Source organism: Roseovarius sp. MBR-51, assembly GCF_053628575.1.
The window spans coordinates 1-18,800 of record NZ_JBRJGQ010000020.1 but is presented as its reverse complement, the minus strand read 5'-3'; the positions used below and the strand labels follow the sequence as shown (position 1 = coordinate 18,800).

At 59.2% G+C, this 18,800-nt stretch carries 24 protein-coding genes and 2 pseudogenes; 15 read left to right on the top strand and 11 right to left on the bottom strand.

Features of this window, described 5'->3' with window-relative positions; translation table 11 throughout:
• Positions 1-44 precede the first annotated feature (44 nt).
• Positions 45-731, bottom strand: coding sequence for an IS6 family transposase (locus ACSSVY_RS20120; RefSeq protein WP_454271621.1), 687 nt, complete (start codon positions 729-731; stop codon positions 45-47).
• 79 nt (positions 732-810) lie between these two features.
• Between ACSSVY_RS20120 and ACSSVY_RS20115 the strand changes: the two are divergent.
• Positions 811-1,008 (top strand): annotated as a pseudogene (locus ACSSVY_RS20115) (hypothetical protein); the annotation flags it as partial.
• 641 nt (positions 1,009-1,649) lie between these two features.
• On the opposite strand, the gene ACSSVY_RS20110 reads toward ACSSVY_RS20115, so the two are convergent.
• On the bottom strand, positions 1,650-2,534 hold the full coding sequence (locus ACSSVY_RS20110; RefSeq protein ID WP_454271620.1) for a LysR family transcriptional regulator: 885 nt from the start codon (positions 2,532-2,534) through the stop codon (positions 1,650-1,652).
• Between the two features lie 132 nt (positions 2,535-2,666).
• On the opposite strand from ACSSVY_RS20110, the gene ACSSVY_RS20105 reads away from it, so the two are divergent.
• A complete protein-coding gene (locus ACSSVY_RS20105; RefSeq protein WP_454271619.1) occupies positions 2,667-3,386 on the top strand; it encodes a putative quinol monooxygenase in 720 nt (239 codons plus the stop codon).
• Between the two features lie 200 nt (positions 3,387-3,586).
• Here the strand turns inward: ACSSVY_RS20105 and ACSSVY_RS20100 are convergent, their stop codons facing one another.
• The 5 genes from ACSSVY_RS20100 to ACSSVY_RS20080 form a co-directional block, all read right to left on the bottom strand.
• Complete coding sequence (locus ACSSVY_RS20100) at positions 3,587-4,126, bottom strand: hypothetical protein (RefSeq protein WP_207013828.1); 540 nt, start codon at positions 4,124-4,126, stop codon at positions 3,587-3,589.
• A 45-nt stretch (positions 4,127-4,171) separates the two neighbouring features.
• Positions 4,172-4,573 (bottom strand): hypothetical protein, encoded by a 402-nt coding sequence (locus ACSSVY_RS20095; protein ID WP_454271617.1) that lies wholly within the window; start codon positions 4,571-4,573, stop codon positions 4,172-4,174.
• Between the two features lie 129 nt (positions 4,574-4,702).
• Positions 4,703-5,200 (bottom strand): hypothetical protein, encoded by a 498-nt coding sequence (locus ACSSVY_RS20090; protein ID WP_454271615.1) that lies wholly within the window; start codon positions 5,198-5,200, stop codon positions 4,703-4,705.
• A gap of 382 nt (positions 5,201-5,582) precedes the next feature.
• Entirely contained in the window at positions 5,583-6,035 is a 453-nt protein-coding gene (locus ACSSVY_RS20085; protein ID WP_454271614.1) for a hypothetical protein, read from the bottom strand.
• Positions 6,036-6,211: 176 nt separating this feature from the next.
• Positions 6,212-6,490: a DUF6522 family protein gene (locus tag ACSSVY_RS20080; protein WP_206896067.1), complete on the bottom strand. Its 279-nt coding sequence runs from the start codon at positions 6,488-6,490 to the stop codon at positions 6,212-6,214.
• 151 nt (positions 6,491-6,641) lie between these two features.
• Here ACSSVY_RS20080 and ACSSVY_RS20075 point away from each other — a divergent pair, with 151 nt between their 5' ends.
• The 11 genes from ACSSVY_RS20075 to gdhA all read left to right on the top strand — a co-directional run bounded on the left by ACSSVY_RS20075 (position 6,642) and on the right by gdhA (position 14,858).
• Complete coding sequence (locus tag ACSSVY_RS20075) at positions 6,642-7,094, top strand: group III truncated hemoglobin (RefSeq protein WP_324782854.1); 453 nt, start codon at positions 6,642-6,644, stop codon at positions 7,092-7,094.
• A 7-nt stretch (positions 7,095-7,101) separates the two neighbouring features.
• Complete coding sequence (locus tag ACSSVY_RS20070; protein ID WP_324782853.1) at positions 7,102-7,479, top strand: DUF488 domain-containing protein; 378 nt, start codon at positions 7,102-7,104, stop codon at positions 7,477-7,479.
• Positions 7,476-8,516, top strand: coding sequence for an NAD(P)H-dependent flavin oxidoreductase (locus tag ACSSVY_RS20065; protein WP_454271611.1), 1,041 nt, complete (start codon positions 7,476-7,478; stop codon positions 8,514-8,516). The genes ACSSVY_RS20070 and ACSSVY_RS20065 overlap by 4 nt, the downstream gene beginning before the upstream one ends.
• Positions 8,513-8,698, top strand: a complete 186-nt coding sequence (ccoS, locus tag ACSSVY_RS20060) for a cbb3-type cytochrome oxidase assembly protein CcoS (RefSeq protein WP_065330539.1) — start codon at positions 8,513-8,515, stop codon at positions 8,696-8,698. The genes ACSSVY_RS20065 and ccoS overlap by 4 nt, the downstream gene beginning before the upstream one ends.
• Positions 8,695-10,347 (top strand): cytochrome-c oxidase, cbb3-type subunit I, encoded by a 1,653-nt coding sequence (gene ccoN / locus ACSSVY_RS20055; protein ID WP_454271609.1) that lies wholly within the window; start codon positions 8,695-8,697, stop codon positions 10,345-10,347. Before ccoS ends, ccoN begins: the two co-directional genes overlap by 4 nt.
• 4 nt (positions 10,348-10,351) lie before the next feature.
• Positions 10,352-11,128: a cytochrome-c oxidase, cbb3-type subunit II gene (ccoO, locus tag ACSSVY_RS20050; protein WP_324782849.1), complete on the top strand. Its 777-nt coding sequence runs from the start codon at positions 10,352-10,354 to the stop codon at positions 11,126-11,128.
• Positions 11,129-11,132: 4 nt separating this feature from the next.
• Positions 11,133-11,303, top strand: a complete 171-nt coding sequence (locus tag ACSSVY_RS20045; protein ID WP_069086739.1) for a cbb3-type cytochrome c oxidase subunit 3 — start codon at positions 11,133-11,135, stop codon at positions 11,301-11,303.
• Positions 11,294-12,172 carry a cytochrome-c oxidase, cbb3-type subunit III gene (gene ccoP, locus ACSSVY_RS20040; protein WP_324782848.1) on the top strand — a complete coding sequence of 293 codons (879 nt, stop codon included), beginning with the start codon at positions 11,294-11,296 and terminating at the stop codon, positions 12,170-12,172. The genes ACSSVY_RS20045 and ccoP overlap by 10 nt, the downstream gene beginning before the upstream one ends.
• Positions 12,169-12,342, top strand: coding sequence for a hypothetical protein (locus tag ACSSVY_RS20035; RefSeq protein ID WP_204353393.1), 174 nt, complete (start codon positions 12,169-12,171; stop codon positions 12,340-12,342). Before ccoP ends, ACSSVY_RS20035 begins: the two co-directional genes overlap by 4 nt.
• Positions 12,336-13,217, top strand: a complete 882-nt coding sequence (locus tag ACSSVY_RS20030; RefSeq protein ID WP_324782847.1) for a DUF2189 domain-containing protein — start codon at positions 12,336-12,338, stop codon at positions 13,215-13,217. Before ACSSVY_RS20035 ends, ACSSVY_RS20030 begins: the two co-directional genes overlap by 7 nt.
• 285 nt (positions 13,218-13,502) lie before the next feature.
• A complete protein-coding gene (gene gdhA / locus ACSSVY_RS20025) occupies positions 13,503-14,858 on the top strand; it encodes an NADP-specific glutamate dehydrogenase (protein WP_150282293.1) in 1,356 nt (451 codons plus the stop codon).
• A 14-nt stretch (positions 14,859-14,872) separates the two neighbouring features.
• Here gdhA and ACSSVY_RS20020 read toward each other — a convergent pair whose 3' ends face one another.
• Entirely contained in the window at positions 14,873-15,607 is a 735-nt protein-coding gene (locus ACSSVY_RS20020; RefSeq protein ID WP_454271605.1) for a pseudouridine synthase, read from the bottom strand.
• Positions 15,608-15,753: 146 nt separating this feature from the next.
• Here ACSSVY_RS20020 and ACSSVY_RS20015 point away from each other — a divergent pair, with 146 nt between their 5' ends.
• Entirely contained in the window at positions 15,754-16,332 is a 579-nt protein-coding gene (locus ACSSVY_RS20015; protein WP_454271604.1) for a helix-turn-helix domain-containing protein, read from the top strand.
• Positions 16,333-16,345: 13 nt separating this feature from the next.
• Here ACSSVY_RS20015 and tnpB read toward each other — a convergent pair whose 3' ends face one another.
• Positions 16,346-16,513 carry an IS66 family insertion sequence element accessory protein TnpB gene (gene tnpB, locus ACSSVY_RS20010; protein ID WP_454271602.1) on the bottom strand — a complete coding sequence of 56 codons (168 nt, stop codon included), beginning with the start codon at positions 16,511-16,513 and terminating at the stop codon, positions 16,346-16,348.
• A complete protein-coding gene (locus tag ACSSVY_RS20005; RefSeq protein WP_454271601.1) occupies positions 16,510-16,875 on the bottom strand; it encodes a transposase in 366 nt (121 codons plus the stop codon). Before ACSSVY_RS20005 ends, tnpB begins: the two co-directional genes overlap by 4 nt.
• Positions 16,876-16,976: 101 nt before the next feature.
• Between ACSSVY_RS20005 and ACSSVY_RS20000 the strand changes: the two are divergent.
• A pseudogene (locus tag ACSSVY_RS20000) lies at positions 16,977-17,177 on the top strand (IS6 family transposase); the annotation flags it as partial.
• A gap of 80 nt (positions 17,178-17,257) precedes the next feature.
• Here ACSSVY_RS20000 and ACSSVY_RS19995 read toward each other — a convergent pair.
• Positions 17,258-18,325, bottom strand: coding sequence for a hypothetical protein (locus tag ACSSVY_RS19995; RefSeq protein WP_454271599.1), 1,068 nt, complete (start codon positions 18,323-18,325; stop codon positions 17,258-17,260).
• Between the last annotated feature and the right edge of the window lie 475 nt (positions 18,326-18,800).

Genomic DNA, 18,800 nt, shown 5'->3' with positions numbered 1-18,800 from the left:
CAAACTTTAGCTGGGAGTGCAGAACGGTCTGTCAGCGGACACACTTATGCTGCGAGGGCAGCGAATTTCTGGAAGCCTGTTTTCCCATTCGCGGCGATTTGACCTTTACGGATCATGTGCGCGGTTTCGATCCCAGCCAGCGTTGCAGCTGCCGAGTGAAACGCCTTGAAGCCTAGTGTTGCGCGCGTGATCCGCTTGATGAAACGATGGTCCTGTTCGACCATATTGTTCAAATATTTGCTCTGCATGATCTGGATCAACCGCCCGTTGCCGGCGAATTTGCGGATCACGTTCACTGCCTGAAGCCCCGCCAGATTGGCGCCGCTCTTGTCGATAGCAACGCGATCAGGCGTGCCATTCGTTGAAATCGCACGTTTGAAGAAACGGCGTGCGGCAGCCTTGTCCCGCTTTGCAGATAGCATGAAATCAAGGGTTCGGCCGTCCCGATCAACGGCGCGATAAAGATAGGCCCACTGGCCTTTGACCTGGACATAGGTTTCATCCATCCGCCACGAGTTGACTGTCTGACGCTTTCGCTTTTGTGCCTCGACCGCGAGGTCTGTCGAAAATTTCACCACCCACCTGTTCAGTGTTGCATGGTCGACATCGACACCACGCTCTGCCATGATCTCCTCCAGATCTCGGTAAGAAACCGCGTATCTGACATAGAAATACACTGCGTAAAGGATCACGCTCTTGGGGTAATGCACCCCTTTGAAGCTTGTCGCCATTCTGCCTGCCCGCTTTTTTTGCGCACCGGCATATCGGCCATCACGCAAAAGCGGAACCAGAAAGTTTGCGACAGTACCGCGCGAATTGCTGAGACAGATGCAAGCCGCACCAACTGCGAACCGCCAGTTCCACGCGTCCGACTTGTGTCGCTTGATCGGACACGCTGCCTACGAAGCGCGGGTACTCGATGTGATCCGCAAGTTTGGGTGCCAGAGGTTTTCAGCAACTTTGGCGGTGCACGGAAGAGCGGTGTTGGCAGGGGAAATATCCAGATGATCCGCTGGCGGCAGCACCTGTAGGGAGTAAGAGCCAGCGTACTCGCTCCCGCAATGGATTAGTGCCTATCTCGCTCTGCTATACGGGTGGTCAGGTCCCAGCAGGTATGGGAGGCTGGTTTTTCAAATGTTTAGGGGGGTGTCTGCAAAGCGTGTTGGGATGTTGCGGGGCCTCTCGAAGTGGCAGCTACCCATTCTCACCGTCGCTGATCGGGGCGGTGCGCGGCTACGTCAGCGACTTCTGAACCGCTAGAGCGCAACGCTGGAGCGTGCGATAGTGCCCCTCATGCCGAAGGATGCCGTGCTGTGCTCGGACGGCGCTAAGGGTTACGCCACTGCGGCATCGAACACGTCTTGGTCGGCACCAAGCCCGGCACGCGCGTCACGGCGGGCTGCTATCACATCCAGAACGTGAACTCGCTTCACGCCCGCTACGACAAATTCATCAAGCCCCTCTGCGGACCGGCCACCAAGAACCTGAACCTTTACATCAGGTGGCTGGAAGCGCGGTGGGCATGGATCGGCCCAACGGACGTGTTACGAGCCTCGTAACGGGTCAGCACGGCCGGCAGATGTCCGCATCGAGCCCAAAGTACCAGTTACTGCACTATGCGCGAATGTCGGCCATCAATGAGACTACACCTACACACGCGCAATCTCACGGATCAGATCATTTGTCTCTGGTCTCGTCGTTTGGTGCCGATAACGAAGAGCAGAAACAGTTCGCGAAATTTCAAGGCCGTCGATGAGTATCGAAACGAGGCCCCTATCTGCTGGAATTGCCGTGGTTGGCAAAATCACCGCGCCTAATCCCTGCCGCGCGAGTTCGACTAACCAATCCACGCGATTTGACCGATAGGCCGCGTAGAGTTCGTGACCTTGGTCTGCACATGCCCGATGCAACGCATCGCGCATTTCGCAATTGGGTCGATCGAGCATGTCAGTTTCAGCGAGTGTCGAAAGAGAAATAGCGTTTCGTCCAGACAACGGGTGCGACTTGGACACCACAACTTTGTAGGACTCGTCATAGAGCTGGTCTATTCGATAGAGGTCTTCACTGACCGTCGCCGCTGTGACAACGACGTCAAATTCACCCTCTCGCAATCCGGACAGAAGCTTGGAGGCAGACGCCACGATCAACTCTATTTCGGCTTGCGGCAATCGTGTACGGAAGCGTTCCACGGCGGCTGAAATCCGGTTGTGACCAATCGTTTCGCCAACACCGACAGAAATAGGAACCCGCTCTAGTCGCGTGTGGCGGACGGCTTCTGCCTTAGCTGCCTGCGTTTCGTCATGCGCTTTCTGTAGCCTTGGCTGCATGAGTTTTCCGAGTGCCGTCAACCTGCATCCCGCGCGGTCCCTGACAAACAGATCACCCCCGAGCTCGTGTTCAAGTTTCTTGATCGCGGTCGTCAAGGACGGTTGGGAAACATTTGAGGCGCTAGCGGCATGGGTGAAGTTGCGATGCTGGCAGACAGCCAAAAAATACCTGATCTGGTTCATCTCCACTGCCACAGTCTCCGTCACTTTCCGCCATGAGGTTCACCATAGCACATGTCTATCAAAGAATAGAAGTTCGGGATTGGTGCCTGAGGCATTCGGCATGAGAAAAGGGTGCATCGAATCCAAACAAAACAACTTCTCAATCAGGAGGCGACCATGAAAGCCCAAATTCTCAAGACACTCGCCGCTTTGGCCTTGATCACGACATCTGCAGCCGCACAGGAAACCCCAATGGAAAATCACACTGCCAGCTACATCGCCATGCCCGCCGCTGAAGGCCAGACCGAAGCATTCGCCGAATTTCTGGCCGGAGCCGCCCCGATTGTCGCGGACACCGAACCAGGCACCGTGCTTTGGTTTACCTTACAAGACGACGATACGCTCGCGATCTTTGATATCTTCGTGGATGAAGAAGCGCGCAATGCGCATTTCTCCGGCGCTGTGGCCGCGGCTTTGAACCAAAATGCCGACGCGCTGGTCGCCGGGGGCTGGGACGATGGTGTTGTCGCGAATATCAACAATTCCGATGTCCTGTCGGTGAGGGAACCGGTTGATCTCTACTCGGCGACGACAGCCACGTATATCACGCTCGAAGCAGCACCCGGCAAAGGGCCGGAACTGGCAGCCTTGCTGACCGCAGCTGGTCCCATCGTCGGAGAAACCGAACCTGGCACATTGTTCTGGGCGGCGCTGCAGATTGACGAAACATCCTTCGCAATCTTCGACATCTTCACCAACAATGCTGGCCGTGAAGCACACTTTGCCGGTCAAGTCGCCGGGCTGCTGAACGAACGGGCAGCGGAGTTGGTCGCTGGCGGGTGGGACGACGGTGTGGTCGCTAACGTCCACAACTTCGACATCCTCGCCATCAAGTAACGCGATGTGACAGGAACAAGAGGCGCCTGGTGCAACGCATCAGGCGCTTTGCCGAACGAATTTAGATTCACCGTGAAGCGGTCGTTCGAGTAACTGCAGCGAATTAGCGCTTTGTTCGCAAAGCCTACCAACACGATTTGTGGATACCCCCAATGTTTAAACCACGCCGAATGGCGTGAGCCGGCCGGCCGGAGACGTACTTACTCCGCCCTCATCAGGGCCGTGTCAAAATGCCCCTCGACCGGAAGGCAGTCGTCAGTGTCCGCTTCGGCAAAGAAGCTGTCCTTGCGGCACAAATGCGCAGAAAAGCTGCCTTTGATCGTCGAACCCTCTTCTTCGAGGGAGAGGGTGTAGATTGAAATACTCAGGTCCTCCCCGATCTCCTCGTTCATGTAGAATGGGGCATTCATCCCCTCTGGCCACCACGACACAGAGGCATCCATCATCGCGCCCGAGGCGTCTGTGCCCATAAGGGATATCTCGATCGTCAGGATGCCCTGCATGATGCTCTCAGCATCCGGGTCATGTGCCTGGATGCTCAGGGAGGACACCGGACCGAAGGTGCGCCATTCCGCGGTTGAGGTTCCTTCGGAAGGAACGTCGAGGGTTTCACCATCGTAGGCCGCCTCGCCGATGGTGGCGGTTACCGTGCCGACCGGGACCGTCTCGATCTGGGCTGTCGCCGTCTGGGAAACCATCATCAGACCGGTCACAAGGACCGAAAGAAGTTTGGTGTTCATAATCCTCTCCATAGGTCTCGCGCCACTTACGGGAATGTCCAGCCGTCATGTTCGACGCGAAAGATGCGCAACGGCGCGCCGGGCCGGATCGAGCGGGTCCGGCCCACCCATCCTTGCCAGGCGCACGCTATCGTATAGGGCGCGGACAAGCTCCTGTGACTCGCGGATCATTGCATCACCCGGCACCTCGTCCGTATTGATGGCTGGTGTCTCTACCGGCTCGTAGCCTCCGGCAATCAGGTAGCGTTGTGCCACCCAGCCGGTCTTGCTCATGTCCGCCGAACGCACCAGGTACCACCGTGGCCGCAGGGCCTCGATCTCAGCCTCGGTCACCCGCCATGCATCGGGACCACGCCCATGAATCTCCGCACTCAAGATGCCGGGCAACAAGGAGACACCAATGGCGGTCAAGGCCACAGCGAACATTCTGCGCGTCTTGATTGTCATGATACCTCCTGCACTTCGCAGCTCAGGTGCTTGCGCCCTTGCTCTGGAAAAGGATCGAACCGCCGACCTGGTATAGGTCGGCGGCCAAGTTGCAAAGGTTCTCGCGATCCGTCGTCCTGTGCAATTCAACTACGTTTTCGCCTCGACTTGCCACGGTATCGCAACAAGCTCGAGCGGCTCGGTCGTCCCACTTGCGTTAAGGAGCGGCACTGTCTGTCCCACTTTCATTCCGAGCAAGGTGACCCCCAGGAATGTCTTGATCGGGATACCTCCCTGATCATGTGCAAAACCATAGTCAAAGAGTGTTCGAGATTGTGGCGCCGTCCCCCTGATAGAATAGGTCACACGTGAGCCCAGTGTGGCGACGCTCCCTGCCTCTTCTGTGGGATTCAGAATATGTGCATCCTGAAGCTTTGCGCGGATCAGGTGGGAGAGCAGAGGAAAGACACCGCCTTCGATAGCTGCGCATTCCCTCCGCAACTTTTGCAGGTACCAGAAATCCCTCTTGGAGAGGAACGATTGGATCGGCCGCATGGTCTCCACACTTCCGAACGCCCGGCTATCAACCCCGGCAGCCTCGTTGCCTGATCTTCCAGCGAGAGTCGCCATTTCATTTGATGTTCGCATATCTTCTCCTCGGCCTGCTCGACGCAAGCCTCAAGAATCCAAAGTTGTTGGTGAAGAAGATCCCCGAGCGTGGAGGTCAGCGCATGCGGCCCCCTGCCCGGGGCAGGGAGCGGTTCAGCAGAGATCCCGGAAACGATCGGCCTCTGATTATGCATGAGAACACAACCATCAGGCTACGCTATGAAGATTTCGACGCCAAGTCAAACTTTGCCGGGTCCTCGGAGCAGCAGATGCCGCCACCACCCGCCGGGCTGATCCTTTGATACTTTTCCGTGAGACGGAAAATGAAGACCAGTGAGGCTGAACCGCCTCCAAGCAAGCAGTTGATGCCAATAGTCCCCAGGTCGGATGCTCCAGTGCCGGCATTGGTTGCAACCCGTCACTACACGGCGAAAGGCACTTCCACTTGGGTTACCACCAATGACCGGGTGGTGCCGTCTTCGGACAGCAGAATAGTGCTTTGCCCGGCCGACATTCCGATGAGCGTGGCCCCCAAAAGAGAGTGAATCGGGATTTCTCCGGCACGCGTCACAAGGCCGAAACTGAGAACCCCGCATTCGATATCTTTTTCGTCCACCACGCAGGAAATATAGGAGCCAAATGTGGCAATATCGGACGGCGCCGCGCCCTCTATGGCAACGGCCACCCGCAGTTTCTGGTGTAGAATATCCAGCATGAGCTGGGAGTAGGCGACGCTGCTGTTTCCGGCGAAGCTCAGAAATCTCTCGATTCTCAGACGATCGGCCTTCGTCAGGCGGCACTTGTCATCCCCGCCACCCGCTTCGGGCTTTCCGTGTCGCGGTATCGTTGATCCTGTAACGTCAGGTATGACCATTTTTCCCCCTGGAGTTACCTCCGACAATCTCAGTACTTTTCTCGAGATGTCCCCGGGAGATCGCTGCGCATAGACGCCCACGAACCGCCCGGGGCTAAGGGCGGTTCAGCAGAAGAAACCGAAACTTGATCTGATACCTGACCATAGATTGATCGTTGCTTGCCGCCCGAGGGGTGTCAATCCCGGCGCACTGACCGCGCTCGCGGAGTGACGGGAAAGCTTCCCCGCGACAGCACCTCTCCCTCTTCGTCGACAACCAGGCGGAACGCGCGTTCGGCGCGATAGAAGGTTATGCGCCAACGTCCTTCGTCTTCGCCCGACCCGCTCTCGGAGCGGCTGCTGATGAGACCGTTCCTCATCTCCTCCCGGACCTGATCTTGCGTGATCTTGAAAGCTCGCGCGATGGCTGCTGCTTCTACAACGAACCCACTGTCGGTCTTGGATACTTCGCTCATCGCACCATCTCCCGTTCCCTGATCCCGCGCCGATCTCCGCCAGTCCGCCTCTGCGCGGCTTCACCCGATTGCGCTCGACTTCAATGGGTATCTATAATATCACTTGAGGGGCATGCCCCGTCAATACAACTGCGAACAAGGTGCCGCACCGATGTCATCTATCCAGACCTCCTCATCGCGCAGCCTCTCCGCGCGACCGTCGATCACAGCCGCTCTCGAGGCAAGGACCGGGCTCGATGATGAGGTGCTGCGCGAGCTGGTCCATGCCTTCTATGGCAAGATCCGCAAGGATCCTGTTCTTGGCCCGATCTTCGCGGCGCGCATCGATGACTGGCCACCTCATCTGGATCGGATGACATCCTTCTGGTCCTCCGTTGCCCTGATGACAGGCCGTTATCATGGCGCCCCGGTGCCCAAGCACGTCGGCTTGCCGATTGACTGGAGCCATTTCGAGCGGTGGCTCACACTCTTTCGTGAGACCGCGATGGAGATCTGCACACCCGCTGGCGCAGCCCATGTCATCGAGCGGGCCGAACGCATCGCCCGGTCGCTGAACTTCGCCATCGAGGATGCCAAAGGCACCGGCATCCCAAAGCTTGTTTGATCCTCGCATGGCCAAGCAATCCGACATCGACATCGCCCGAGCTTTCGACAAGGCGTCGGACACGGACCGTGCGAGGCTGCTGGTGGATCGGATCTGGCCGCGAGGAATCTCGAAGGCCGATCTCGGACACGATGACTGGCTCAAGGACATCGCGCCGACCACCGAACTCAGGAAATGGTTCAACCATGACCCGGACAAATGGGGCGAATTCCGCAACCGCTACCTGCACGAACTGGCTGGCAACACGGACACCGTTGACCGCTGCCTCGCATGGTGCCGCGCCGGTCCCGTCACTCTTCTCTTCGCCGCAAAGGACCGGGAGCACAATCATGCGGTGGTGCTGCGGGACTATCTGGAACAGCGTCTCACGGGGGATACCACATGAATGCCGATCTGGGGTCCCTTCGCACCCCCCTGTGCGATCTTCTGGGATGTGATTATCCCGTCGTCCTAGCCGGTATGGGAGGCGTCGCGCGTTCCGAACTGGCCGCCGCGGTCGCCAATGCCGGCGGTTTCCCGACACTGGGGATGGTGCGCGAGGCGCCATCACTCATCATCTCGGAAATCGAAGCCTACCGCCGGCTGTCGGACCACCCCTTCGCCGTCAACCTCATCCCGGCAGCCACGGAGCCCGACTTGCTGCAGCAGCAGATCGAAACTTGCCTTGCGATGGAGGTGGCGGTCTTTTCGTTCTTTTGGGACGTCGTGCCCGAGGCCGTTTCCCGGGTGAAGACCGCAGGCGGTCTTCTGCTGCACCAGGTGGGCACGCTGCGCGCGGCACGGGAGGCCGAAGCCGCCGGTGTGGATGTGTTGATCGCACAAGGGCAGGATGCGGGAGGTCACGTGCACGGGCGCACCCCGACATTCGAACTGCTCCCGGCCGTGCTGGAAACCACGGCCCTGCCGGTTGTCGCCTCGGGCGGCATCTGCACCGGGCTGGCGCTGGCCGAGGCGTTGGCGATGGGGGCGCAGGGCGTGCAATGCGGCACTGCCTTCCTCGCCACGCAGGAATCCTTCGCCCATGACTGTCACAAGCGGCGCATCGTTGATGCAGGGCCGCAGGACACGGTCTTGACCGATGGTTTCGTGTTGAACTGGCCCAAGGGGTCGGCCGTGCGCGTCCTGCGCAACAGCGTTACCGACGGCTTCGGCACGGATCTGATGGGCCACGATCCCGACGCGATCCCCCGCGAGGTCATCGCCCATGACGACGACATTCCACGCCTACGCCAGAGCACGGATTCACCGCTGCGCACGACGACGGGCGCGCTGGAGCAGATGCCGCATTACGCCGGTACCGGTTTGGGGGAAATCGTCGAGATCGTGCCAGCCGCGCGCCGGCTGCTCGACCTTTGTACCGAGGCGGCGGCGCTTCGCGGCATCGCCGGGCGAGCACAAGCCCCGGGCGAGGGTGCAGCATGACCATCCTACTGCTTCTCATCCCCGTGACGCTGGCGATGGGCGCTGTCGGACTCGGCGCGTTCTTCTGGGCGATGAGACACGACCAATTTGACGATCCGGCAGGCGACGCCCGCCGGATCCTCCAGACGGAGGACCGTCCGCTGCCACCAAGACATAGAACCGACCGGGAGGTTGCCAAATGATGGAGCGGTTGACAGGTGCCGAACGCCAGATCGCATTGATGATTTGTGTCTTCATGGCGATTGTCGGGCTGGTGATGGCCGCAGCGGGTCGGGGCGATCCGATGGGTAGCCACGGCGCAATCGTGCTGATTGCAGCCGCTATCATGACCTGCTGCGTCCTGCGTGCGATTGGCGAGCCCGAGCCGGCCGAGGATCGCACGAACAACTACTATGATGATCCGACCAAGGCCGGGCTCGTGATCGCACTGTTTTGGGCCGTGGTCGGTATGGGCATGGGGGTCTGGGTCGCGGCGCAGCTTGCTTGGCCCGACCTGCGCTTCGACGCGGCGTGGTCGAGCTTCGGTCGTATCCGCCCCGTTCACACATCAGGAGTGATCTTCGGTTTTGGTGGCAATGCTCTCATCGCCACCTCCTACCACGTCATGCAACGCACCAGCCGGGCACGGCTGGCCGGGCATGTCTCACCGTGGTTCGTGCTGCTGGGCTTCAACCTCTTCTGTATTATCGCCGCGTCAGGCTACCTGATGGGTGTCACCCAGTCCAAAGAATACGCCGAGCCGGAGTGGTATGCCGACATCTGGTTGGTGATCGTCTGGGTGGTCTACTTCGTGCTCTACATCCGTACGCTTGCCCGCCGGAACGAGCCGCATATCTACGTCGCCAATTGGTATTACCTCGCCTTCATCCTGGTCGTGGCGATCCTTCATATCGTCAACAACCTCGCCGTGCCCGCCAGCCTGACAGGAGCAAAGAGCTACTCGGCATTCGCGGGAGTCCAGGACGCGATGACGCAATGGTGGTATGGCCATAACGCGGTCGCCTTCTTCCTGACCGCCGGGTTCCTCGGCATGCTCTATTACTTCCTGCCCAAGCGGGCGGAGCGGCCGATCTATTCCTACCGCCTGTCGATCCTGTCGTTCTGGGGCATCGTCTTCTTCTACATCTGGGCCGGCTCGCATCATTTGCATTACACCGCCCTGCCGCAATGGGTGCAGACGCTGGGCATGACCTTTTCGGTCATGCTGCTGGTGCCCTCCTGGGCCAGCGCCGGCAACGCGCTGATGACGCTGAACGGCGCCTGGCACAAGGTCCGCGACGATGCCACGCTGCGCTTCATGATGGTGGCTGCGGTGTTCTATGGGCTGTCGACCTTCGAGGGCTCGTTCATGGCGGTGCGCGCGGTCAATTCGCTGTCGCATTATACCGACTGGACCGTGGGCCACGTCCATGCGGGCGCGATGGGCTGGGTGGCGCTGATCACCTTCGGCTCGATCTACTCTGTCGTTCCGCTGCTGTGGAAGCGCGAGACGATGTACTCGTGGAAGCTGGTGGAATGGCACTTCTGGCTCGCGTTGGCGGGCACGGTGATCTACGTCTTCGCGATGTGGAACAGCGGCATCATCCAAGGGCTGATGTGGCGCACCTACACCGACAGTGGCACACTGGCCTATTCCTTCACGGACACGCTGGTGGCCATGCATCCCTATTACGTCGCACGGGCCTGCGGCGGGGCCCTGTTCCTGACCGGGGCGATCCTGGCGGCCTACAACGTCTACATGACGATCCGGCACGCCCCCGAAAAACAGCCGGAACGCGACTACCCGACCTCGTCCGAAGCGGCAGAACCTGCCGTTCCGGCAGCGGAGTGACACGATGTTTCGCAAGATCCTCTCCCCCTTCGCCCGCCTGTTCGAGTTCCACGCCCGGACCCACTACCGCACCGAGCGGCATTCGATGGCGCTGACCCTCGGCATCATCGTCGCTGCCGGTGTGGGTGGGTTCGTCGAGATCGCGCCGCTCTTCACCATCGACGAAACCGTCGAGGCTGCACCGGACATGCGGCTCTACACGCCGCTGGAACAAGCCGGGCGCGACATCTATATTCGCGAGGGCTGCTATGCCTGCCACTCCCAGATGATCCGGACCCTGCAGGACGAGGTGGATCGCTACGGTCCCTATTCGCTGGCGGTGGAATCGCAATATGATCACCCGATGCTCTGGGGGTCCAAGCGGACCGGGCCGGACCTTGCCCGCTTGGGCAACAAGTATTCCGATGACTGGCACGTGCGCCACCTGGTCGATCCGCGCGCCGTGGTGCCGGAATCGGTCATGCCGCAATATGCTTTCCTGCTGGACGAGACGCTCGAAACCGCCAGCCTGCCGGATCGCCTTGCGGCCCTGCGGGCGGTGGGCGTGCCCTACAGCGATGAACAGATCGCCAATGCTGATGCCGACGCGCGCGGCCAGGCGCGGCCCGACACCGACGCGGCCGACGGCGCGACTGCGCGCTATGGCGAAGCGACCAACATCCGCCACTTCGATGGACAGCGGGACCGCGTCACGGAAATGGATGCGCTGGTGGCCTACCTCCAGATCCTCGGTGGGCTCACCGACGCCGCCTTCGCAAATCAGCCACTCGGGGAGGAGTGACAGGATGGATCTTACCCATGACCTGACCTCGGTGATCGCCAAGTCCTTCGGGCTGTTCTACCTAATCGCCCTGTCCGTGGGGATCACCGTCTACGCCTACTGGCCGTCGCTGGGCAAACGCTTCGACAAGGCCGCCAACAGCATCCTGGATGACGAGGACGGGCCATGTCGGTAAAGGAACGCGACCCACTGACCGGCCACCAGACGACGGGCCACGAATGGAACGGCATCACCGAGCTGAACACACGCGTGCCGCCGGCGGTGTGGTTCTTCATCATCGTCACGCATATCTGGGCGCTGGTCTACTGGGTGCTCATGCCGGCCTGGCCTCTGGTGAATACCTATACCCGCGGGCTTCTGGGTCTTGATCAGCAGGCACAGGTGGAAGAGCGCGTGGCCGCCGCGGATGCCACCCGTGGCATCTGGGCGGATCAAATCGCTGCGCTCCCGTTGGACAAGATCCGTGACGACACCCTGCTAATGACCCATGTCGACCGGACAGCACCCGCACTCTTCGGTGACAATTGCGCGGCCTGCCACGGAAGCCGCGCCGAAGGTGGCCCCGGTTATCCCTCTCTGGTCGATGACGCCTGGCTGTGGGGCGGCGATGACGCGACGATCCTCGAAACCCTGCGTGTCGGCATCAATGCACCTCATCCCGACACGCGCTATGCCGAGATGCTGGCGTTCGGCCGTGATGGCATGCTCGACCGGGACCAGATCCGCATCGTAGCGGACTACGTGCAGTCGCTGGCGGGCCTCGACAGCGGCGCCTCGCCCGAGCGGCTGGAGGTAGGCGCCGCGCTCTTCGCCGACAATTGTTCCAGCTGCCACGGCGCGGATGGCACGGGCATGCAGGACCTTGGTGCCCCGAATCTCACGGACACTCACTGGATCTATGGTGGCACCGATCAGGCGCTGTTCGAGACGATCTATGGCGGCCGACAGGGCTGGATGCCCGCATGGGAAAACCGCCTGACTGAGGTGCAGCGCAAGATGCTTGCCATTTACATCACCTCGCTGGCCGATGGAGGCCCGGAATGACCATTGAGCGGCCCCGAGTTCTGGCGATCTCCGCCGCGTTTCTGGTCGTGGCCATCTTCGTGGGCGCCAACATCCATCTCGTCTCGGTCTCGCTGTCGTCGCAACCGAGCTGCGTTGAAACCGCCAAGGGAGGCGCCGGTACCTATCGCCCGGCGAGACCATCATGCTGAGCCAGAACAACGCCCCTCCGCCGCCCGACAATCCGCAGGCAGGGGGCATGATCCCGAAGGTGGTTCCACCCCTTCCCCGCCCCAGCCCGCATGCCCGCGACCTGCCGTGGCGAACCGCCTTCACATGGCTGCGGGCCGGGTGGCGCGATCTCTGGACCCACCCGCTTTCGAGTCTGGTCTACGGCCTCGGCGTTTTCCTCGTCTCGGTCGTCGTGGTGTGGTTCCTGTTCCACCTGGAATTCGACTATGCCCTGTTCCCGGCGCTCGCGGGTTTCATGGTGGTCGGGCCGCTGATCGCCGGCGGGCTTTACGAGAAAAGCCGGCGACTGGAAGCGGGCGAACCGGTCGGCCTCGCGCCGATGCTCTTCGTCCGGCTTCGGTCCGGCCGTGCCGGTGTCTTCATGGGGGTCATGCTTCTGGGGCTCTTCCTGCTGTGGATGCGCGCGGCGGTCCTCATCTATGCGCTCTTCTTCGGCATGGTGGCCTTTCCCGGCACCGAGGAGATCGTTCCGATGCTTCTCCTGACTCCTACTGGCTGGGCCCTATTGCTGGTCGGCTCTGCCGTCGGTGCGCTCTTCGCCGCCTTCTCCTTCGCCATCAGCGTCTTCGCCTTTCCGATGCTGCTGACGGAACGGACCGACGCGCTCTCCGCGCTCGGGATCAGCATGGCGATGGTCTGGAACAACCTCGGGGTGATGATCGCCTGGGGTGCCATCGTGGTGGTGCTGTTTGTCCTATGCCTACTCACGGCCGGACTGGGGCTGATCCTGGTGTTCCCGTTGCTGGGACATGCGACGTGGCATTGCTACCGCGCCATCCGCTCAGACGACGCTGCCGCGCATGAGGATGACCGCATGTTCATTCGTCCGGCCTGACCAGGAAACGGCGGGGCTGCAAAAGCCTGCGACCTGATGCGAGACCGGTCGCCGCAAGGCAAATGTCTGGGGCATCGCCAGTGCTGCACCCGAAACCGATTGGCGTCGGCCTTGGAACAAACGCAGCGCAGCTTACCCTCACAGCATCCCCTTCGACTTCTCCTTCGGGATAACGGTTTGCACACCAGTCGAGGATCAAATAGCTGATTGGAAAATGGGCGCTCGTGATGCTGATGCACACATTTTTAGCATCCAACCAACACTCCCCTTAATGCGACGAGACACATGAAGAATATCGACGAAAAGCTACAACCGATCCTTGCCGAAGTGGCGCGGCGAAACGCGGGCGAGCCGGAATTTCACCAGGCGGTGCACGAAGTGATGGAAAGCCTCGGGCGCGTCGTGGCAAAGCACCCTGATTATCTCGAAAAAGCGCTCATCGAGCGGATCTGCGAACCCGAGCGCCAGATTATCTTTCGCATCCCTTGGGTTGATGACCAAGGGAATGTCCAGATCAATCGAGGATTTCGCGTCCAGTTCAACTCGTCCCTCGGTCCCTACAAGGGAGGGATGCGCTTCCACCCGTCCGTCAATCTGGGGATCATCAAGTTTCTCGGCTTCGAGCAGACCTTCAAGAACGCCCTGACCGGCCTGCCGATCGGTGGCGGAAAAGGCGGAACGGATTTCGACCCCAAGAACAAATCCGATGGCGAGATCATGCGCTTCTGCCAATCTCTCATGACCGAACTGCACCGCCATCTGGGCGAGCAGACGGATGTGCCGGCCGGCGATATCGGCGTTGGAGGACGTGAAATCGGATACATGTTCGGGCAATACAAGCGCCTGACAAACCGTTATGAATCCGGCGTGTTTACCGGCAAGGACATCGCCTACGGTGGATCGCGAGCCAGGACCGAGGCAACTGGCTTCGGCAACACGTATTTTACCAAGGCAATGCTTGAAACGCGCCAGACCGACTTCGACGGCAAGCGGGTCGTGGTGTCGGGCGCTGGCAATGTTGCCATCCATACCATCGAAAAGGTGCAGTCCTTTGGTGGCAGGGTCATCGCCTGTTCGGATTCAAGCGGTTACATCATAGACGAAGGCGGGATAGATCTTGCCCTGCTTCAGGAGGTCAAATCCGTGCGCCGAGAGCGCATTTCGGAGTATGCCCGGTTACGTGGGAACGGAGCCCGTTTTATTCCTGTCGGAAAGGGTTCTGTCTGGGATCTACCCTGTGACGTGGCAATGCCCTCAGCCACCCAGAACGAACTGACAGGCAAGGACGCGCAATCACTGGTCAAGAACGGCGTTCTGGCTGTTGGCGAAGGCGCGAACATGCCCTGCACCCCCGAAGCGATCCGCATCTTGCGCGAGGCCGGCATCCTGTTTGGGCCCGGCAAGGCGGCGAACGCGGGGGGCGTTGCGACGTCGGCGCTCGAAATGCAGCAGAACGCCAGCCGTGACCGCTGGAGCTTTGAGCAGACCGAACAGCGGTTGGCTCAGATCATGAAGAGCATCCACGACAGATGCGCCGAAACTGCCGATGAATATGGCGCTCCCGGTGACTACGTTCTGGGCGCGAACATCGCCGGTTTCGTGCGGGTTGCAAAAGCCATGCGGATGCTGGGAGTGATCTGAGCCGATCCCCTCGGTCATCGAAAAACGAGGGCGACCTCTTCCTTGCTCAGGAGCTTCCATCGACCGGGAGCCAGCGTGTCGTGCAGGCAGAGATCGCCCAAGCGTTCACGTCGCAGAGCTTCGACGAAATTGCCGGTGGCGGCGAACATGCGGCGAACCTGGTGGTATCGGCCTTCCGTCACGGTGATCAGGGCTTCGGTTTCCGAGATGATCTCCAACACCGCCGGTGCCAGAGGTTTGTCATCGCCTCTGAGCGTGAGTCCGCCAGACGCAAACAGTGCGGTTTCCGTGCCGTCGAGTGGACGGGCAAGCGTGGCGCGGTAGGTTTTTCTGAGCCGGCTTCTGGGGCTGCAGATACGATGCAGAAGGTCACCGTCGTCGGTCAGAAGCAAAAGGCCGGTGGTCTGTTTGTCCAAACGCCCAATGGTTGAAATGGCGGGCTTGCGGCGTCGCCAGCGAGCAGGCAGCCTGTCATAGACAAGTTCGCCTGCCTCCTTGTGCGAGCAGGTCACGCCCAGGGGTTTGTTCATCATGACGACCAGGCCAGCAGGCGGATCAAGCGGCTTGCCCGCGACCGTCATGCGGCGGGGCAGGTCCGCGCTGACAGGGATTCGAACGGAGGCGTCCAGGATCTCAGCCTGATCGAAGACAATGCCACCAGCCCGCGCCAGCCGCGCGATGTCTTTGCGGGCACCATATCCCATCGAGGACAAGAGCTTGTCTACACGTGTGAATGAACTGCTGGACAAATCCGGTGATCCTCGTAAGCGAAATGCACCACGACGGGTTCTTGCGGCTCTATCGCCATGGTCGGTCCTATCCGGAAAGTCCAGTTTGTATGCTGGAGAATGACCGGCTTTCGCTCCATCGGAACGATAGTTTCAGGAGCCGGAGGGTGATAGCCCAGAGCGCCAAGGGGTCGCTTGGTGTTGTGATCGACATCGACGCGAAGAAGAATGAATTTGTCTTGCTGCTACACTGGATCGGTGGCCGCCACACCGAGGTCAGGTTGGCCCGGCGAAAGACCGGCCGCTTCCCACCCGGCCAGCAGCTCGCCCCCGCCGATGTTTTACGCAAACTTGGCGGACACTGGCCTGACCGAGAGTTGGCTGTCACTCTCAATCGGATGCGTTGCCGCACCGAAGACGGCGAAACGTGGACGACTGTTCGGGTCGCGGCGCTCCGCGACAGGCTCGCAATCCCGCCCTACGATCCGAATGCCGAGATCCCGAAGACCATCAGTGTTGATGCCGCCGCGAAACGCCTTGGCGTCTGCGTAACGTCGGTTCACAAGCTGATCCGTTCCGGAACTCTGCCTGCGACCCAGATCATGTATTCTGCACCATGGAAAATACCAGTCGATGCGCTGGAGAGCGAGGCAGTGCGGATAGGCTTGCAGGAAATCGCCGCACGCCGACCAAGGCAAGCTCTTGATAAGGTTAAAGATAAATCCATGACCCTACCGGGATTCTGAAGAAGGAGGTGCATTATGAAACGAGATCGCCACGGCGCCCGCGGAACGCGAAGACGGCGCCGTTCGACGGCCGTTGCCGCAGAACGTCCTGCGCAATCGCCGACAAACCCGCAATCCCTTTGCGCATGTCCGTCACACCGCAGGCTACATAGACCCGGACGCCCGTTCCCGGCCCGATCATGTAGCCTCGACCACTCGGATCAGGCGCGCCAGGTCCTCGTCGCAAATCCCGCCCGTGCTGCGAAGCACCCGCCCGTTCGCCAGAACGATCTCAACCGTGCCGGACGGTGCCAGCGGCGCCTCGCTTGGCATAGCTTCCGGCCCGTCGAATGCCAGAAACGTCGTGCCTGCGGAGTCAGGCCAAAGCCCCCGGCCCCGAAGCTGCCGCCGACATTGGTAGATATGCTGCCGCGTGATGTCGTGCCGCCGCGCAACATCGGCCACGGTCGCGCCGCCAACACCAACCTCCGACAAGATCGACAGCTTTTGCTCGTCAGGCCAAAACCGCCGCCGTTCGACACCAATGATCACCTCGTGCCGCATGCTCGAACCCCTCAGATACGACGTCGTTATCCACGTCAGTAATGACGTCGTATAAGATATGATCACGAGCCATGGCAGGCGGTCGAAATCGGGCGGTTACGCATCGACACACTCGACGAAGAGAAAAGATCATGGGGCGTTTCAAATCCTCTCGCCAAGCGCAATGCTTTCTATCCGTCCACGATCAGACCACAACCTTCGTCCGTCCAAAGCGCCATCGCCTTTCTGCAGCACCCTACCGCCAATCTCGGGCCGACGCGTTCAGCCTGTGGAATGATTATGCGGCAGAAATGGTTGCCTGAACGAAACCCAGGTCTTGGTCACGTCGCGGCAGAACAACCTGACAAAGCCCCTCAGAGAGCCGCGGCGCCTGAGCTATTTGTTATAGGCCGCCCAGTTCCTGATCTTGTAGGTCAGGAGGGATTACCGACACTTTATTTAATTTTAGCCATTCTTCTACACGATATCCGAGCCGCTCGAGACTGTTTTCCATATCATCCAACTGCATCTTTGGTGTCGGGCTGGCGACGGTATTCATGAGAAGTTGGCCGCTGCTACCGAGATATTTTTTTGCGAGACGCCGATTACTAGCCTCATACTTATCCGAGATGCGCTGTTTTAGGGATGAAGATAATTGAATATCGGGGCCAGCGGATTGCGTCTTCAGATATTCAACCAGCGCGCTCGGAGGTATTTCACCGGGTCGTCTGCTATTGTGTCGTCGCAAAAATTCCGCGCAAACAGCGTCTAGAGATTTGTTAGCGGTAGTATGATTAACCCCCAAGTCACCTGCGTCCTGAAGATCACAAGCCTCCAAGAATTGTTGTAATAACCCCTTCTCAATAAAATTCTTTTTATGATAAAGAATCGGATGCAGTGAGGTTATGCCGCTCTTGCCTGACAAAGTCTCTAGTAGTTCGGCATAGTCTAGTTTCGGCGTGAAGATGGATTGGTTTTGCCCTTCTATTATATCATTGATATAATCATCGACCGTCTTTCTTAACCCACTGATCAACCCCTGCTTGTAATAGCTCACTAGGAATTCGTCCTGTCTGCGAACAAAAATTATTACCACAACTTCCGAAAATAATTCCCTTAGAAAATTTAGAAGCCAATCAAAATTATCTTCTGGCAGCAGGTGTAGTGTTTCGTTAGAAATAATGACATTGGGGGAATTGTCTGAGCGCACCTCTTCTCTAAAATCAGACATGAATCCTTCGCGCAATTGACCAGGCGTCTTATATTCAGACTGTTTTCTGTAGTAGGGGCGAAGAATCATTTCTTCATCAGACCAACCTATTTGCGCAAACTTGGCATGTCCGCGATCAGGCGTTTTAGGAAAAAGGTACCCGCTATCTTTCAGGTATTTTCTGTTTTTCGCTAGAACCGATTGTATTGTGGTGCTACCGGTTTTTCCAATCCCGATGTGAAGATAACATTTCTTGTTCACGCGGCACTCCTCTCATTTGTCACTTGCGAGTCGTCATTCGATTGCCTGTCAGTTAACAAATAAATCGAAGCCGACACTCCCCAATTGGCCTGCCGTTTGTGGTCAGGTTGGCCCAAAGCTGCGCGCGAATCAAGCGTTGCTCGCCCCGAAGGCTTTGTTGATGGTGTGGCTACCTCACCCCGCACTGGCATCGCAATATGCTAATGTTCGAAGCACGAGAATGGAGGGGGTATCCGGCTCTGATGATGTGACCGCCCCCCGACGGCATCAATGTGCCAAGGTGGGTCTACGATGATCCACAAAGGAGGACGGTCATGTCGGAGATTATCAGGGCGTCGGGCTCGACCTGCGGATTGGTTCACATTACAACTAAGCTAATGGCCCAAGTTCAACAGCAAAACCGATAAGCAACTGATTTCATTCAGGCCGAATGGCCGAAAATGTTACAACACGTGCGCTGTCAGGTGGGTTTTGG

What these genes read in the sequence shown, in the direction of transcription:
- ACSSVY_RS20120 (WP_454271621.1), bottom strand. Translation starts at nt 731, where the DNA reads ATGGCGACAAGCTTCAAAGGGGTGCATTACCCCAAGAGCGTGATCCTT.
- ACSSVY_RS20105 (WP_454271619.1), top strand. Translation starts at nt 2,667, where the DNA reads ATGAAAGCCCAAATTCTCAAGACACTCGCCGCTTTGGCCTTGATCACG.
- ACSSVY_RS20100 (WP_207013828.1), bottom strand. Translation starts at nt 4,126, where the DNA reads ATGAACACCAAACTTCTTTCGGTCCTTGTGACCGGTCTGATGATGGTT.
- ACSSVY_RS20095 (WP_454271617.1), bottom strand. Translation starts at nt 4,573, where the DNA reads ATGACAATCAAGACGCGCAGAATGTTCGCTGTGGCCTTGACCGCCATT.
- ACSSVY_RS20090 (WP_454271615.1), bottom strand. Translation starts at nt 5,200, where the DNA reads ATGCGAACATCAAATGAAATGGCGACTCTCGCTGGAAGATCAGGCAAC.
- ACSSVY_RS20085 (WP_454271614.1), bottom strand. Translation starts at nt 6,035, where the DNA reads ATGGTCATACCTGACGTTACAGGATCAACGATACCGCGACACGGAAAG.
- ACSSVY_RS20080 (WP_206896067.1), bottom strand. Translation starts at nt 6,490, where the DNA reads ATGAGCGAAGTATCCAAGACCGACAGTGGGTTCGTTGTAGAAGCAGCA.
- ACSSVY_RS20075 (WP_324782854.1), top strand. Translation starts at nt 6,642, where the DNA reads ATGTCATCTATCCAGACCTCCTCATCGCGCAGCCTCTCCGCGCGACCG.
- ACSSVY_RS20070 (WP_324782853.1), top strand. Translation starts at nt 7,102, where the DNA reads ATGGCCAAGCAATCCGACATCGACATCGCCCGAGCTTTCGACAAGGCG.
- ACSSVY_RS20065 (WP_454271611.1), top strand. Translation starts at nt 7,476, where the DNA reads ATGAATGCCGATCTGGGGTCCCTTCGCACCCCCCTGTGCGATCTTCTG.
- ccoS (WP_065330539.1), top strand. Translation starts at nt 8,513, where the DNA reads ATGACCATCCTACTGCTTCTCATCCCCGTGACGCTGGCGATGGGCGCT.
- ccoN (WP_454271609.1), top strand. Translation starts at nt 8,695, where the DNA reads ATGATGGAGCGGTTGACAGGTGCCGAACGCCAGATCGCATTGATGATT.
- ccoO (WP_324782849.1), top strand. Translation starts at nt 10,352, where the DNA reads ATGTTTCGCAAGATCCTCTCCCCCTTCGCCCGCCTGTTCGAGTTCCAC.
- ACSSVY_RS20045 (WP_069086739.1), top strand. Translation starts at nt 11,133, where the DNA reads ATGGATCTTACCCATGACCTGACCTCGGTGATCGCCAAGTCCTTCGGG.
- ccoP (WP_324782848.1), top strand. Translation starts at nt 11,294, where the DNA reads ATGTCGGTAAAGGAACGCGACCCACTGACCGGCCACCAGACGACGGGC.
- ACSSVY_RS20035 (WP_204353393.1), top strand. Translation starts at nt 12,169, where the DNA reads ATGACCATTGAGCGGCCCCGAGTTCTGGCGATCTCCGCCGCGTTTCTG.
- ACSSVY_RS20030 (WP_324782847.1), top strand. Translation starts at nt 12,336, where the DNA reads ATGCTGAGCCAGAACAACGCCCCTCCGCCGCCCGACAATCCGCAGGCA.
- gdhA (WP_150282293.1), top strand. Translation starts at nt 13,503, where the DNA reads ATGAAGAATATCGACGAAAAGCTACAACCGATCCTTGCCGAAGTGGCG.
- tnpB (WP_454271602.1), bottom strand. Translation starts at nt 16,513, where the DNA reads ATGATCGGGCCGGGAACGGGCGTCCGGGTCTATGTAGCCTGCGGTGTG.
- ACSSVY_RS20005 (WP_454271601.1), bottom strand. Translation starts at nt 16,875, where the DNA reads ATGCGGCACGAGGTGATCATTGGTGTCGAACGGCGGCGGTTTTGGCCT.